The organism is Clostridium muellerianum, assembly GCF_012926525.1.
GTDB lineage: Bacteria > Bacillota > Clostridia > Clostridiales > Clostridiaceae > Clostridium_AM > Clostridium_AM muellerianum.
The window spans coordinates 127,275-143,657 of the sequence record NZ_JABBNI010000014.1; the positions used below are offsets into that span (position 1 = coordinate 127,275).

The 16,383-nt window shown below is 29.4% G+C and carries 13 protein-coding genes; 9 read left to right on the top strand and 4 right to left on the bottom strand.

Annotation, left to right across the window (positions count from 1 at the left end; genetic code table 11):
• Nucleotides 1–141: 141 nt before the first annotated feature.
• Genes HBE96_RS08025 through HBE96_RS08035 form a run of 3 tightly spaced genes read right to left on the bottom strand, consistent with a single transcriptional unit; the run spans nucleotide 142 to nucleotide 2,709 of the window.
• Entirely contained in the window at nucleotides 142–1,371 is a 1,230-nt protein-coding gene (locus HBE96_RS08025; protein ID WP_169297243.1) for a sensor histidine kinase, read from the bottom strand.
• Entirely contained in the window at nucleotides 1,368–2,042 is a 675-nt protein-coding gene (locus HBE96_RS08030; protein WP_206154858.1) for a response regulator transcription factor, read from the bottom strand. The genes HBE96_RS08025 and HBE96_RS08030 overlap by 4 nt, the downstream gene beginning before the upstream one ends.
• Nucleotides 2,023–2,709, bottom strand: coding sequence for a GTP pyrophosphokinase (locus tag HBE96_RS08035; protein WP_169297245.1), 687 nt, complete (start codon nucleotides 2,707–2,709; stop codon nucleotides 2,023–2,025). The genes HBE96_RS08030 and HBE96_RS08035 overlap by 20 nt, the downstream gene beginning before the upstream one ends.
• Before the next feature lie 314 nt (nucleotides 2,710–3,023).
• Here HBE96_RS08035 and HBE96_RS08040 point away from each other — a divergent pair, with 314 nt between their 5' ends.
• Nucleotides 3,024–3,749 (top strand): MBL fold metallo-hydrolase, encoded by a 726-nt coding sequence (locus HBE96_RS08040; RefSeq protein WP_169297246.1) that lies wholly within the window; start codon nucleotides 3,024–3,026, stop codon nucleotides 3,747–3,749.
• Between the two features lie 166 nt (nucleotides 3,750–3,915).
• Here the strand turns inward: HBE96_RS08040 and HBE96_RS08045 are convergent, their stop codons facing one another.
• Complete coding sequence (locus HBE96_RS08045) at nucleotides 3,916–4,875, bottom strand: tetratricopeptide repeat protein (RefSeq protein ID WP_169297247.1); 960 nt, start codon at nucleotides 4,873–4,875, stop codon at nucleotides 3,916–3,918.
• A 739-nt stretch (nucleotides 4,876–5,614) separates the two neighbouring features.
• Between HBE96_RS08045 and ptsG the strand changes: the two genes are divergently transcribed.
• From ptsG to HBE96_RS08085, 8 genes are all read left to right on the top strand, one after another.
• Nucleotides 5,615–7,678, top strand: a complete 2,064-nt coding sequence (ptsG, locus tag HBE96_RS08050) for a glucose-specific PTS transporter subunit IIBC (RefSeq protein ID WP_169297248.1) — start codon at nucleotides 5,615–5,617, stop codon at nucleotides 7,676–7,678.
• Nucleotides 7,679–7,934: 256 nt separating this feature from the next.
• A complete protein-coding gene (locus HBE96_RS08055; protein ID WP_169297249.1) occupies nucleotides 7,935–9,107 on the top strand; it encodes an NAD(P)-dependent malic enzyme in 1,173 nt (390 codons plus the stop codon).
• A gap of 26 nt (nucleotides 9,108–9,133) precedes the next feature.
• Complete coding sequence (locus HBE96_RS08060; RefSeq protein WP_169297250.1) at nucleotides 9,134–10,105, top strand: 2-keto-3-deoxygluconate permease; 972 nt, start codon at nucleotides 9,134–9,136, stop codon at nucleotides 10,103–10,105.
• A 422-nt stretch (nucleotides 10,106–10,527) separates the two neighbouring features.
• Nucleotides 10,528–12,024 (top strand): ATP-binding protein, encoded by a 1,497-nt coding sequence (locus HBE96_RS08065; RefSeq protein ID WP_243186865.1) that lies wholly within the window; start codon nucleotides 10,528–10,530, stop codon nucleotides 12,022–12,024.
• 216 nt (nucleotides 12,025–12,240) lie between these two features.
• Nucleotides 12,241–12,915: a response regulator gene (locus tag HBE96_RS08070; RefSeq protein WP_169297252.1), complete on the top strand. Its 675-nt coding sequence runs from the start codon at nucleotides 12,241–12,243 to the stop codon at nucleotides 12,913–12,915.
• Between the two features lie 479 nt (nucleotides 12,916–13,394).
• Nucleotides 13,395–14,171, top strand: a complete 777-nt coding sequence (locus HBE96_RS08075; RefSeq protein ID WP_169297445.1) for a class I SAM-dependent methyltransferase — start codon at nucleotides 13,395–13,397, stop codon at nucleotides 14,169–14,171.
• A 349-nt stretch (nucleotides 14,172–14,520) separates the two neighbouring features.
• Entirely contained in the window at nucleotides 14,521–15,768 is a 1,248-nt protein-coding gene (locus HBE96_RS08080) for an MFS transporter (RefSeq protein WP_243186866.1), read from the top strand.
• A gap of 103 nt (nucleotides 15,769–15,871) precedes the next feature.
• Nucleotides 15,872–16,372 carry a DUF3794 domain-containing protein gene (locus HBE96_RS08085; RefSeq protein ID WP_169297253.1) on the top strand — a complete coding sequence of 167 codons (501 nt, stop codon included), beginning with the start codon at nucleotides 15,872–15,874 and terminating at the stop codon, nucleotides 16,370–16,372.
• Nucleotides 16,373–16,383: the final 11 nt, after the last annotated feature.

Genomic DNA, 16,383 nt, shown 5'->3' on the forward strand with positions numbered 1-16,383 from the left:
AAGAAGCTTAATATGCAAAAAAATATTTTTGTAAGATAACGAAACAGATCCTACAGATAGTTGTGATATCTAAGGATTCTGTTTCTTTATCTTACAAAAATAGACTAGTATAGGGTTTTGTTATTTTTGAAGATACTTTAATTATATTAGAACAGTAAAACAAATTGACCTGCCATCATCACTTCTAACAGAAAGTTTTCCATGATGAGCTTGAACAATGGATTTGGCAATGGAAAGACCAATTCCATAACCACCAGTTTCTCTGGATCTTGATGAGTCCGACCGATAGAATCTGTCAAATAACTTGTCTAAATTTTGTTTATCAATCTCATCAGCTGTATTATATACTTCTAGTTTAGTTCCTTTCTTTGCAGCAGATAGAGAAATTTTAATGGTTCCTTCCTCATTAGAATACTTTACAGCATTGTCAACAAGAGTAGAAACGAGCTGATTTATGCTACTTTGATCTCCATGTAATTTCAGCCCTGGCTTAATATCCATTAAAAACTTTTTATTCTTTGTTTCTGCAATAGTTCCAAATTGGCTTGTTGTTTTAGAAACTAAATCACTTAAATCAAAATCAGTAAACACTAATTTAATATTTCCTTCATCCATCTTTGAAAGTGTAAGTAGATTTTTTATAAGCTTATCCAGACGGGTAATTTGATTTCGAGTGCTGGTAATCCATTCATTTTTACCTCCAGTCAATTCCATTACATCTGTATTAGCTGAAATAATGGCAAGTGGAGTTTTAATCTCGTGTCCTGCATTTGTAATAAACTGTTTTTGCTTCTCCATATTTTCAATGATGGGATTAATAGCTTTTTTAGAAAAAATAGATACAAGGACAAACACAAGCAGAAGAGTTACTAATGCAACAGTACATGAAGTAAGTAAAAATAAAGTAGCCATCTGGATTTGACTTCTACAATCCATAAACACAAGCATGTAGCCATCGGTATTATCTACTACTATATATTTATATATGCCTTTATATCCTCTATTTTTACTGCTACTTAATGCTTTATTTACATATGCTGATGCATTGCCTGAAGAAATAGCAGCAATATGGCTTGTATCAATCTCTCGTATACTGCCGTCTTTATTGACTTTTACTACAAAGTATCGTGTTTCAAATTGAGTTTCCTCATTCATTTGAAAACCAAACTTAAACTCATTAGGTGGTAGTTTTCCTTTTTCATATATTGGAAATTTTCCGTGATTTTCCGAAAGAATCTTAAGAGCGCCATTAATTTTGCGATCCATCTGATAAATATTAACTATATTAATGGAGCCAAGAAGAATCACTACAACTAAAGCCAGTGAAGCCATTGTAATCATAATGAATTTTCTCTGTAATTTTTTAATCATTTACTTTCCTCCAACGTATAGCCAACACCTCTACCTGCCTTTATTTTTACATTAGCATTTAAGGAAGCCAGTTTTTTACGCAGATAAGAAATGTATACCCACACTACATTAACTTCAGCTTCTGCATCATATCCCCATATTCGTTCCAAAAACTGTTCTGTAGAAATCAAACATTTTGGATTATTCATTAGCATTTCAAGCATTTGAAATTCTTTATTACCAAGTCTTAGAGATGACTTTTCATTTGATAACTCATAGTTTTCTTTGTTAAGGCTAATATTGCCTACTTTAATTAGATTTGGCGTAAATTCAGATTTTCGCCGTGTCATAGCACGAATTCTAGCTAGCAATTCTCCCATAGCAAAAGGTTTGTTCAAATAATCATCTGCACCTGTATCTAGTCCAAGAATTCGGTCTTCAATTTCAGTCTTTGCAGTAAGCATCAAGATAGGCATATGTATTCCTCTTTTTCTTAAGTTTTCCAATACTTCTAGTCCGTTCATCTTAGGCATCATAATATCTAAAATAACTACATCATAATTTTCTGATAATCCATATTCTAATGCATCTGATCCATCATACACAGCATCCACTGAATAATTGTTATGTTTTAAAATGGCAACCAAAGCATTTGATAATTCTTTTTCATCTTCAGCTAGTAAAATTCTCATATTTATCTTCTCCATCCTCATGTTGTATTTCTTCTATCATATCTGAAATAGTTTGCAAATTCAAATCTGTTGAAGCAATTTCATCTGCACATCGTTTTAATTCTTCAGAAATCATTTTTTCATTAGGAATGTTTTTCTTGTATTTTAACTGGTGCTCTAAACTTGCCCAGCAATCCATTGCAATAGTACGTATTTGAATCTCACAGTATACCATTTCAATTCGGTTTTCCAGATGCAATGGTACCTGTAAAATCATATGATAACTACGATATCCATTTGGTTTAGGATTATGAATATAATCCTTTTCTTTAATAACCTTAATATCCTGTTGATTCTTAAGCATATTTACAATCCAATAAATATCATCCAAGAATGGACAAATAACACGTATTCCAGCTGCATCATGGATTTCATTTAAAGCACTCTCCACCGTAACGGGTAAATTTTTTCGTTTTAATTTTTCTTTCATACTCTTAGATGATTTAATTCTTGCCTTACAATGTTCAATAGGATCTTTACATTGTTGTGCTGCTTTGTATTTTCGAATAATATCCAATCTAGAAATAACTTCAATAATTGCTCCTTCTAATAGTATATAAGATTCTTTATAAAATTCATGTTCAGGTGATAGTGTTTCACATTTAATGTCATATTTAGACTGTTGCATCAGGTATTCCTCCTTGTGAAATAATCATTTTTAACTCTTGATATAAAGTATACCATCGTAACCTTAAATATACCTTAAAGTATAATATTATAAATAAATATTCCATGCCCTGGAAGAATGACAGATTAATTTTAATGCCAAAAAGTAAAGTAATATGGTTTATTGTGGAACTTGGTGGTATAATTTACAGTAAAGCATTTGTATAAAACAATGTATTAAGACATAATTAACAGGTTGCTACTTTTTAATATGTAATAATGTAGTATGTTTTCTAAATTATAATTTAAGATAGATTGAATTTGAGGAGAAGAACTATGGAATTAAAAAAGTTAACTAATAGAATTTATTATTTACCTAATGAAGAAAAGAATGATAGACCCGTACTTGGATATATATATGGAAATAAATATTCATTGGCTATAGATGCAGGGAACTCAAGTAAGCATGTTGAAAAATTTTACCAGGAATTAAGAAAGATAAATTTAAGGTTACCGGATTATACTGTTATTACACATTGGCATTGGGATCATACTTTCGGTATGCACGCAGTATCAGGAAAAACAATTGCAGGACAGATGACAAATAAAAAATTAAAAGAAGTTGCAGCATGGCAATGGTCCGATGATGATATGAAGAATAGGCTTGAAACAGGTGAAGACATTGAAATGTGTGATACATGTATTAAAGTAGAGTATCCAAACAGGGAAAATATAAAAGTTATAACTTCAGATGTAGAATTTAGTGGTAGCTTAAAAATTAACTTAGGTGGAATTTGCTTGGAAATAACAGAAGCTAATTCACCGCATTCAGAAGATTCAGTATTTGTTTATGTACCTGAAGAAAAAACTATTTTTGTTGGTGATGCAGGTTGTGAAGATTTTTATAATAATGATGGAAAATTTGATAAATATAAATTGGAAAAGTATATAGAATTAATTAGATCATTTGATTTTAATAATTATGTATGGGGCCATGATAAACCAGAAAGCAGGGAAGAAGTATTAAATTATTTAGAAAATAAGTTGAAAGATATAAAATAATTAGTATATATTTAGTTGAGGTAAACCATATAATAAATTATGTAGACTTTCTTTATAAGTGTTAAAAAAAGCATTAATGTTTTAAATATTATCATAATTTAAATAAATTATGATAATATAGGTTTATTAAGATAATATAAATAAGAGAAGCTTAGTGCGTTCAACACTAAGCTTTATTTTGAGTTGTTTTAATTATATTAGTGTTGTATGAACTATAATTAGCAACAAATTCCTTAAACGAATTTAGTTTTCTTACATTTTCTAGTTCTTCATCTTCAAAAATATATTTTAAAAACTGTGGATATAATTTTAAAGCTATAATTATATCTTCACAGGCTTTGCTTTCTTCATTAATCAAAGCATAAAAACAACTCCTGTTATAGTATAAAAAATGTGCTTCACTACAATTATTAATACCTTTTGATAAAATTTCTATACCTTTTTTTGTATCGTCATATTTATAAATTATTGCTAAATTTAAATAACTGTATTCATAATTTGTATCTTTTTCAATTGCTCTTTCATAGAAATTAATGGCTTTTTCTATAATATTAAACTTATAACAAATTACCCCCATATTGAATAAAGCTAAATGATTATTTGGATTTATTTTTAAAGCCTTTGAAAACTTCTTATATGCAAGAGCATTTTCATTTTGTTCCTCATAAATACACCCTAAATTTAAATTTGCCCAAAAATCAAGAGAGTTCAAACTTAATAGCTTTTCATAAGTTTCTATTGCTAAATCTTTTTCGCCAGATACATCATAAGCATTTGCTAAGAAAAAGTAAGCTTTATGGTAATTGGGATTTATGTAAATAGCTTTATTGTATAATTTTATAGCTTCTTCATATTTTTCTTCTTCATCATATATTGTAGCCAAACCATAGTAAGCCCTCTCTTCATAATCATCTATACTTAAAGCTTTTCTATAATATTCCTCAGCTTTTTCTGACTTTCCCAAAGAGTCATATATTAAGGCTAAATTAATTACTGCATCCACATCTTCACCACTTGAAAGTTCATAAACTTTATTATATAAATCTAATGCTTTAATTAATTTATTTTCTTCAAAGGCTTTCTCTGCCTTTTCTAAATATTTATTGATTTGTATACTATCTTTCATAAATACACTCTTTCTATTAAATTATTTTGTCTTTAGTTCTTTAATTATAACATTTTGATTATTAAAATCACTACATTTAATATTTATTTCTTTATAATGATAGCATTAGATTGCATTGAATCAAAAGTGGTAAAAGGCTATACAGATTCTGTTTTGGTAGCTACATAATAATTTGTTGGATTTTGCAGTTTCATATAGAAATTATACTGATATTTATCATGGATACTTATAACAAAATGTAATAAATCATACTATGTTTATAACATTTTAAAATTTGCTAAGATTTTCTGTAGAAATTGAAAACATTGATGATTTATTAATAGATATACAGCAAGCACTTGAAAAATCACGAAAATAAAAACTTATTTAATGAAAAGCAAAAAAAAAATTGATTTAATGTAAAAAAAGATATTGAAAGAGTAATAGTGATTTGATATAATAAAAATATAGCAAATCTGATATGATGTTTTTAAAATATAGTAAAAAGGTTTGCAGTTTATAAAAAAATAAATATTAACAATTTGCGTGTTACTGATTCGATCAGGCATGAGCAAAGGTTGGTTAGATTATATTTATATCTATTTGTACTAGTCGAATAGATATAATATAGTTTTAATTACCTTAGCTCATGCCTTTTGTGTTTTGTAGCACAATTAGGTTAGTTGATTAATCAAATTAAGCCTTGAAATGAAAACAATTACAAATAATATTAGGATAGAAAATTAAGGAGAATAACTATATGTCTAAAAAAGGTAGTATTTTTGGTAAGTTACAACAAATTGGTAAGGCGTTAATGCTTCCAGTTGCAATATTACCAGCTGCAGGTATCTTGCTTGCATTTGGTAACATGTTTCAAAATCCAGCTTTCTTAAGTCATGTAGCATTTTTGAATAACCATGCATTCCAGACTTTTGCTAAAGTTATGGAGCAATCAGGAGATATTATTTTTGGTAATCTTTCATTATTATTTGCAGTAGGTGTTGCAGTAGGACTTGCAGGTGGTGAAGGTGTTGCAGGACTTGCAGCAATCGTTGGTTTCTTAATAATGAATAAAACTTTAGGAATAGTAGCAGGAGTTACTTCACAGTTAGCAAGTGGCAATAATCCAGCTTATGCATCAGTTTTAGGTATTCCATCATTACAGACAGGTGTATTTGGTGGTATCTTAATAGGTGTTGTAGCGTCGAAGCTTTATAAGAAATTTCACAATATAGAGTTGCCTTCATATTTAGGCTTCTTTGCAGGAAAAAGATTTGTTCCAATTGTGACAGCAGTAACATCAATATTTTTAGGAATTATACTTGTATTTGTATGGCCTCCAATTCAATATGGATTAAATACATTCTCACATAATATGATTGATGCAAATCCTACATTAGCAGCATTTGTATTTGGAGTTATTGAAAGATCATTAATACCATTTGGATTACATCACATATTCTATAATCCATTCTGGTATCAATTTGGAGAATACGCAAGTAGAGCAACTGGTCAAATTGTAAGAGGAGACCAAACAATATTCATGGCTCAATTAAAAGACTTTACTCAATTTGGTATGCTTAGTAATGGCGGTACACAATTTACAGCAGGTACATTTATGGCAGGTAAATTCCCATTTATGATGTTTGGATTGCCAGCAGCAGCGCTTGCAATGTATCATGAAGCAAAACCAGGAAAGAAGCTTATTGCAGGTGGTATACTTGCATCAGCAGCATTAACTTCATTCTTAACTGGTATAACAGAACCAATAGAATTCTCATTCTTATTCGTTGCACCAGCACTATTTGCAATACACGCTGTATTTGCAGGTTTATCTTTCATGACAATGCAATTGTTAAATGTTAAGATAGGTATGACGTTCTCCGGAGGTTTAATAGATTACATGCTATTTGGAGTTATACCAAATAGAACAGCATGGTGGTTAGTAATACCAGTAGGTTTGGTTTTTGCATTGATTTACTACTTTGGATTTAGATTTGCTATAAGAAAATGGAATCTTAAGACTCCAGGACGTGAAGATGATGCTGAAGAAGAAGTAACATCTGATGTTCAAAAGTCAGAATTACCAGCAGCAATATTAAAAGCATTAGGTGGAAAAGAAAATATAACTAATTTAGATGCTTGTATAACTCGTTTAAGAGTAAGTGTTACTGATATTAAAAATGTAGATAAGGCTGAACTTAAGAGATTAGGAGCAGCAGGTGTTATGGAAGTAGGAAATAATATTCAGGCTATATTTGGAGGAAAGTCCGATCAGTTAAAGACTCAAATTAAAGATATTATGGCTGGAAAAATTCCAACAGTTGTAGAAGAGCAGGATAAAAAAGAAGTAGCAGTAACGAAATCAGATGACAAAACTTTTGTAGCTCCTTTAGATGGAAAAATATTACCTATAACAGAAGTTCCAGATGAAGTTTTCTCACAGAAAATGATGGGAGATGGATTTGCTATAGAGCCAGCAAATGGTGAGGTCGTTTCACCTGTAAATGGAGTAATAACAACTGTTTTTCCAACAAAACATGCTATTGGAATAACTGCAGCAAATGGAAGTGAAATACTAATTCACTTTGGTATAGACACAGTAAATTTAAAAGGTGAAGGACTAGAAGCTTTAGTAGAGCAGGGAGCTGAGGTTAAGGCAGGTCAGCCTATATTAAAGGCAAACTTAGATGTAATAAAAGATAAGGTTCCATCAATTATTACACCAATTATTTTTACAAATTTAGCTGAAGGTCAAACAGTATCAGTTAAAGCTGGAAGTCAAATAAAACGTGGACAAAAGAATATAGTAACTATTAAATAGTAAGCTTAAAAAGCCAGTGTATATCTAGCATATATACTGGCTTTTTATTTTAGTAAAATAAAACTTATTTTAGGCTAATATTTTATAATTCCTCCAAATGATAATAAGAATTGTTAAAAATAAAACAAAATATTCTTTATGACCAAAATATATTTTAAAAGTTCAAAATATTTTAATAAGTAAATATTGATGATATTATTTACTCATAGCAAACGGTTACAAAAATTGATATAAAAAATGAAAGGAAGATTTAAAAATGAATTATTTTAAAGAAAGTTTAAAATTACATGAAAAAAATACAGGAAAAATTGAAATAATATCAAAGGTTAAGGTTGAGACAAGAGATGATTTAAGTTTAGCATATACTCCTGGAGTTGCAGAGCCATGCAGAAAGATTTATGAGGATGAAGAAAACGTTTATAAATATACTTCAAAAGGAAATCTAGTTGCAGTAGTTACAGATGGAACAGCAGTATTGGGACTTGGAGACATAGGGCCTAAAGCTGGACTACCAGTTATGGAAGGTAAGGCAATTTTATTTAAAGAATTTGCAAATGTTGATGCATTTCCAATATGTGTAGATACAAAGAATATTGACGATATAGTGAAAACTGTAAAACTTATAGCTCCAGTGTTTGGTGGAATTAATATAGAAGATATAGGAGCGCCAAGATGCTTTGAAATTGAAGAAAGATTAAAAAAGGAACTTGATATACCTGTATTCCACGATGATCAGCATGGAACTGCTATAGTTGTTCTTGCAGGTGTAATAAATGCTTTAAAAGTTGTTAATAAGAAAATAGAAGATATAAAAGTTGTTATAAATGGTGCAGGAGCTGCAGGAACTGCTATAGCTAAATTATTACTTTCTTCAGGAGTAAATAATCTAATTGCATGTGATAAGGTTGGTATTCTTTACAGAGGAATAGAAAATGTAGATGATGCTAAAAAAGAACTTGCAAAGGTAACTAATCTAGAGAATATTCAAGGAAATTTAGCAGATGCATTAGTAGGTGCAGATGTATTTATAGGGGTTTCAGCACCAGGAATAATAAGTCAGGACATGGTAAGATCAATGAACAAGGATTCAATCTTCTTTGCTATGGCAAACCCAACTCCAGAAATAATGCCTGATGAAGCAAAGGCAGCAGGAGCAAGGGTAGTAGGTACTGGACGTTCAGATTTTCCAAATCAGGTTAACAATGTATTAGCTTTCCCAGGAATATTTAGAGGAGCTTTAGATTGTAGAGCAAAAGAAATTAATGAAGAAATGAAAATAGCAGCAGCTTATGCTATAGCAAACAGTATTAACGAAGAAGAGCTAAATGAAAACAATGTAATACCAAGTGCATTAGACAAAAAAGTAGCTGCAAATGTAGCAGAGGAAATTATGAAAGCAGCTAGAAAAACTGGTGTAACAAGAGTATAAAAGAAAAAATAAATGGAGGGATAAAAATGCAAATTCCAATTAAGAAAACACTTGATAAAATACCAGGCGGTATGATGGTTGTTCCACTTTTTCTAGGAGTATTAGTTAACACATTTTGTCCACAATTTTTAAAAATTGGAGGATTTACAACAGCATTGTTTAGCGCAAGTGCATCATCCACAATTTTAGCTTGTTTCATGTTTTTGATTGGTTCACAGATTAACTTCAAATTAGCACCAAAGGCAATAAAAAAAGGTGCAATATTAATAACAGGAAAATTTATAGTAGGTGCTGGTATTGGTATATTTGTAGGAAAAGTTTTTGGAACTGCAGGAGTACTAGGTTTATCACCGTTAGCTATTCTTTCAGCACTCACAAATTGTAATGGTGGATTATATGCATCACTTGCTTCACAGTATGGTGATGAAACTGATGTAGGTGCTTATGCTTTGTTATCTTTAAAAGATGGTCCATTCTTTACACTTGTTGCATTGGGTGCATCAGGACTTGCACAAGTTCCTTTTAAAGCACTTGTAGCAGTAATGATTCCAATAGTAATAGGAATGATTTTGGGAAATCTTGATTCTGATATGAGAAAATTTCTTGGAAGCAGCAAAATGTTATTAATACCATTCTTCTCCTTCCCATTAGGTGCTGGAATGAATCTTGCAACTATTGCAAAAGCTGGAGGTCCTGGTATATTATTAGGAATAATAGCTGCTTTTACTGGAATAGGAGCATTTATACTTCTTAAATTATTCAAAGAAGAGCCTATAATTGGACTTGCTACAGGCTCAACTGCAGGAAACGCTGTAGCCACTCCAGCAGCTGTTGCAGCAGCAGATCCGACACTAGCTGTTGTAGCAACGGTAGCTACTGCACAGGTTGCAGCAGCATGTGTAGTATCAGCCATCGTATGTCCGTTTATTGTTACTTATGCATTTAAAATGCTTAATAGGAATAAAGTGAAAAAATTAAACAATGAAGTTATTGCATGATGAAAAATGTCACTAAAATAAAAAAAATTAATAAGTAGCTATCAAATTAAACATGGAAAAGTAGGAGACAATAATGGAAGAAGCATTATATAATGGGATAAAAGTATTTGTTTCTATATTGATTCTTTCATACACATTTATAGTCTCCTATGCTTCTGTGTTTTTTACATGTTTTTAATTATAAAAGCTAGATTTGAATATAAGTAGACGGATAAACTTTCTAATTTTATAAAAATTAACCAAGTAGTTATTCTAAATATGTAATTTTATGAAAATTTGCTTTTATATAAGAAGAATGAATTTTATTAAGTAAGGTGATGAATGTGAGAAAGGCAATGAAACTGCAAACAAAAATTACTTTATTGGTCATTACAGTTGTGTTTATTTCCATATCCATAATCATTTCTTTTATTGTCCCATGGATGACAGGAAATATTGAAAATAAGGCTAGAACTAACATCATGAATGTAGCTGAGATGGTGGCACATTCAAAAGAAATAGTAGCTGCACTGGAAATTAAAGATCCAGAGAGGAAAATAGAACCTTATATTAATACGCAGCTCAAGAATTTAGAACAAGTTGAATATATAATTGTAGTAGATAATAATGATATCAGGTATTCCCATCCCAATCCTGAAATGATAGGAAAAAAGTTTATGGGGGGAGATGAAAAAAGAGTAGTTCAAAAGGGAGAAACATATATTTCTCAGGCTATAGGTACACTTGGAAAATCACTTAGAGCTTTTACTCCAATATATGATTCAGAAAATAAGAAAGAAATAGGCTTTGTTTCTGTAGGTACACTTACTCATAGTATTGAAACATCTAAACGCACAGCTGTTATATATATAATTTTAATTGGTATTGGAGGACTTATGACAGGTGTAATAGGAGCATTTTTATTAGCTAATAACATAAAAAATGCATTGATGGGACTTGAACCTGATGAAATAACAAGACTTTATAATGAGAAAATGGGGATTCTTGATGCTATTCATGAAGGATTAATAGCTGTTGATGATAAAGGTAAAGTTACACTTATAAATGATTCGGCTTTAAATATATTACATTTTGAAGGCAGTATTAGTAAGGAATATATTATAGGTCAGTATGTAGAAGAGGTTATTCCTAATACCCGTATGGTTAATATATTAAAAACAGGAAAATGTGAATTTGAAGAGGAACAAAGAATAAATGATACCATAATAATGACAAATAGGATTCCTATAATAAGTAGGGGAAGGATTATAGGCGCTATTGCTAGCTTTAGAGATAAAACAGAAGTAACCAAAATGGCAGAGGAGCTTACTGGGGCAAAAAAACTAGCCTGGTCTTTAAGGGCTCAAAATCATGAATTTATGAATAAACTTCATACTATATCAGGACTTATACAATTAGAAGAATACGATGAAGCTTTAGAGTTCATATCGGATGTAGCAAAAGTGAGAAGTAATATAAGTAATATTTTAACGAATAATATAAAAGATGCTTCTTTATCAGCTTTATTATTGTCTAAGTATAATAAAGCTGAGGAGTGTAGAGTTAAGCTCAAAATAGATGAAAATTCAAAACTTACAAAGTTACCTCAGGATATGACTTCTGATGAAATTGTGTCTATTATTGGAAATTTAATAGAAAATTCCTTAGATGAAGTTAAGAATGATGGAACTGGGTACATACATGTAAAAATAGTTGAAATGAGAAATTCTTTAGGTATAGAAGTGAAAGATAATGGCGGTGGAATTCCTGTAGAGTATAGAGAAAAAATATACGAACAAGGATTTTCAACAAAGGAAGGCCAACGTGGACACGGCATGTATATTGTAAAGAAAATAATTGATGAGTATAATGGTATAATAGATTTAGATGTAGATGAAGGAGTTGTCTGGCAAATAACTATACCAATGACAGGGAAGTAAATGTGCTAAATAAATTTTTATAAGTAAATTGTTATTTATGACTGAAGAAGCTAAGTTGCCTGGTGTTTCTCAAAAGAAAAAAATTCTATAAGTAAAGGTTTACTGATGAATCTAATTTAAAGGGAAGGTTGCAGTAGGTAGATATTAAATAAACTGTAAGTAGAATAAATAAATCTCTTAAGTTGTCCAGTATTTTAAATTTAAGGTGGAATAAGCATGATTGAAGTAATGATTATTGAAGATGATCCTATGGTTATGGAAATAAACTCTAAGTTTTTAAAGAGGACTGAAGGGTTTGACTTATATAAATCAGTTTCTAATCTAGAGGATGCAAAAAAATTTATATCTATTAAAAAACCAGATTTAATATTGCTTGATGTATATCTTCCAAGAGAAAATGGAATTGACTTCTTAAAGTGGATAAGAAGCCAGGAGATGGATATAGATATTATTTTAATTACAGCAGACAAATCTATTGAAAGGATACAGGAAGCTTTTAGATACGGAGTTATAGATTATCTTATAAAACCTTTCAGCTTTGAAAGATTTAAGGAATCACTTATTCAATTTAAAGGCAGATATTATAAGTTTAAAAAAGATGGTGTAATAGAACAAAAAGATTTAGATAAATTAATATCTAGTTCCAATATTTCTCAAAATGAAGATGATTTTGCTAAGGGACTTAACAAATATACTTATAAATCCATATGGGATGAAATAGAAAAGAGGAATTATGAAGATTTTACAGCAGAGGAATTAGCAGAAAAGCTAGGAATAGCAAGAGTAACAGTTAGAAGATATCTTGAACATATGGAAAAGGAAAATAAAGTAGATAAATTGATAGAATATGGTAGAATCGGAAGACCTCAACATAAGTATCACAAAATTTAATAACGTTTTTTCAATACTATTATGCAAATAATTTGTGCATTATGCATGTCAATTTTATGATATTAACAGTATTCTTTAGCATTATTGATATTTCTTTAGTAAAGTTATATAATTTTATAGGAAGATTTTTAGCATGAATTATATTAAAGAATTTATTGTGTGCAATGCACCTATATTTGAATTTACACAAATTTAGGTGCATTTCCTATCATATTTGAAATTCTTATAATTCAGATTATATAAAAGTTTAATAGTATACCTGTTATAGAGTAATATATTTGTAAATAAGGAATAAAAAAAAGGAGAATTAGTTAAAAGAAAATTTATATTTTAACTGCAATATAGTATAATATTTGTTAGAATATAAAAGGGTGTAGCAATAACAATATTAAGCTAATCCAAAATAATTAATTTTGCTCTGTAGTTTAGAGTAATTGATAATAATTTTTAATATAATAACAGATGAGGAATATAAAAATATGACAATGGAATTGGAAAAATACTATAATAAATTTTGTGAGGATAAAAGATTAACAAGAAGATATGGACAAGTTGAATATATAACTTCCATGAAGTATATTCATAAGTATCTAGAAAATGATGAAAATGCAAAAATTTTAGATGTTGGAGCAGGGACAGGCAGGTACTCTGTAGAATTGGCAAATGAAGGATATGATGTTACTGCAATTGAACTTGTAAAGCATAATTTGGGTGTTTTAAAATCAAAAAAAAGTGCAGTAAAAGCCTATCAAGGAACAGCACTAAATTTATCAAGATTTTCAGAAAATGCTTTTGACATGACACTTTTATTTGGACCAATGTATCATTTATATACATTTGAGGATAAAGTAAAAGCACTACAGGAGGCAAAAAGAGTAACGAAAACTGGAGGATTTATCTTAGTAGCATATTGCATGAACGAATATAGTGTAATAACATATGGTTTTAAAGAAAACAATATTCGTGAATGTATTGATAATGGAAAACTTACTGATAATTTTCATGTTGTATCAGAACCGAAAGATTTATATGATTATGTAAGGATTGAAGACATTAATAGGTTAAATGATGAAGTAAACCTTCAAAGAATAAAATTAATTGCAGCAGACGGACCTGCTGATTATATGCGACCAGTTTTGAATGCCATGGATGATGATACATTTAAACTTTTTCTTGATTATCATTTTTCTACCTGTGAAAGACCCGATTTGCTTGGAGCAAGTGCACATACGGTAGATATTTTAAGAAAAGAATAATTAAAAACAGAAATTAGTAGATAACATTCTAAAGTATAGTATTAAAAAACTTTAGGCTGAAAAGTTTCAAATAATCTATTTATGAATATGGTTTAAATAGATATTGACTCTTCTAAATTTGATTTGATATAATGATCATTGAAACATGTGGTGCCTTGCACGTAAGTCTAGTTTACGCAAAGTACTACATGTTTTTTATTTGTATTCAGTAAAAAATTTTTATATATGTTTATATTGCTTAGAATAATAATATAATAAATTTATGAAAGTACTTAAACAGTTTGTAACAATATAATATTAGAAGGAGAAAATATATGAATAATACGAATAGCAAAATTTATAATAGACGATGGATAATATTATTTTTATGTTTGGTAGATTAGGGGATATTAAAGGAAAAACTACTATTTTTAAATTAGGTATTGTAATTTTTACACTTGGTTCATTTTTATGTGGATTTGCAAATTCCCTTATACTATTAGTTTTAGCAAGGTGTTTACAAGCAGTAGGTGCAGCTGGAACTATGTCAACTAGTCAAGGAATTATAACTCATGTGTTTCCAAGTAACGAAAGAGGTAGAGCTTTAGGCTTAAACGCAACATCTGTTGCATTAGGTTCCATGGTAGGTCCTCCAATAGGAGGAATAATTGTTTCTATATTAAGCTGGCAATATATATTTTTGATAAATGTACCTGTAGGAATTATAGCATTTATTATTTCTATGAGAACATTTCCTAAAAATAATAATATAAATTCAAATGAAAAATTAGATATAAAAGGAACAGTTCTATTTGGATTAACCATGGTATTATTATTTGGATCATTAACTTTAGGAAATGACATTGGATATGAAAATAAAGGAATTATAATTTCATTTATTGTTGCAATCATATTTTTTATTTTATTTATAATAGTTGAGAAAAAAAGTTCTCAACCTTTATTGAAATTAGATATATTCAATAATTCGTTGTTTTCGCTTAGTATATTTTGTGCATTTATTTCTTTTGTGGCAATAAGCTGTTCAAATATTATATTACCTTTTTATTTACAATATGTACTGAAGCTTACACCTTCAGTAACTGGATTTTTAATGATGGTATCTCCAATAATATTATCAGTTGTTGCACCCATAAGTGGATATATATCTGATAAGATAGGCTCAGAAATTTTGACACTTTTGGGCCTTATAGGAACTAGTTTAGGATTGTCTTTAATGGCATTTTTAAATCAGTACTCTCATATAGCACAAGTAATTGTATTTATAGCTGTAATGACTGTTGGAAATGGAATGTTTCAATCACCTAATAATTCATTAGTAATGTCCACAGTTGACAGGAAAAGTTTAGGAATTGCAGGTGGTATAAATGCACTAGTAAGAAATTTAGGAATGGTATTTGGAATATCATTTTCCACAACACTTCTGTATAGTCAGATGAGTAGAAAAATTGGATATCATGTTTCTGGATATATAAATGGAAGAGATGATATTTTTGTATATGGAATGCAGTATGTATATATTACTGCTGCTGTTATATGTCTGGTAGGAGTAGGATTAACATCATACAGGTTATACTTTAAGTTAAAAAGAAAGCTGTAGGTAAATAAAAATTTAGTTTAAAATATAGTTACATTAGAATGAAAGCTTTCATAATATGTACTGAATATTGATATTGTTTTCCACTTAATGGAGGAAGGTAAATATGGAAGTTAATCTGGATAAAATAATTTTTAACTTTTCGAAAGAATTGGAAGAATTTAAGTATTTTAAGCAATTTAATGTATATGAAACGGTAGATTGTAAAGATTATATGCATACTAAAAAAGATAATTTTAGAAAAGCATGCATTTCTAATTTACAAACTACTATTCCAACATTGAAGGTAATATCAATAAAAATAATAGACACAATAGAGGGTACATCATTAGAAGGACAATGTTTAACGGGAAAGAAGCTAATAATTATAGGAAAGATAAGCTTAAGGGTGATATTAACCTATTTTTTTAATTGTAAAACATATGAAAATAGTATAATAGATGTCAATATTCCTTTCAGTACATTTATAATAATACCAAAAGATATATGCAGTACTGATAAAGTAAACTTAAGATATTTAATAGAAGATGTAAGTTCAGAAAGTTTGTCTAAAAGTAAAATTATACTCAGTGTTACTATATTAATGCAGTATTTAGATGAATATTAGATATTATTTTA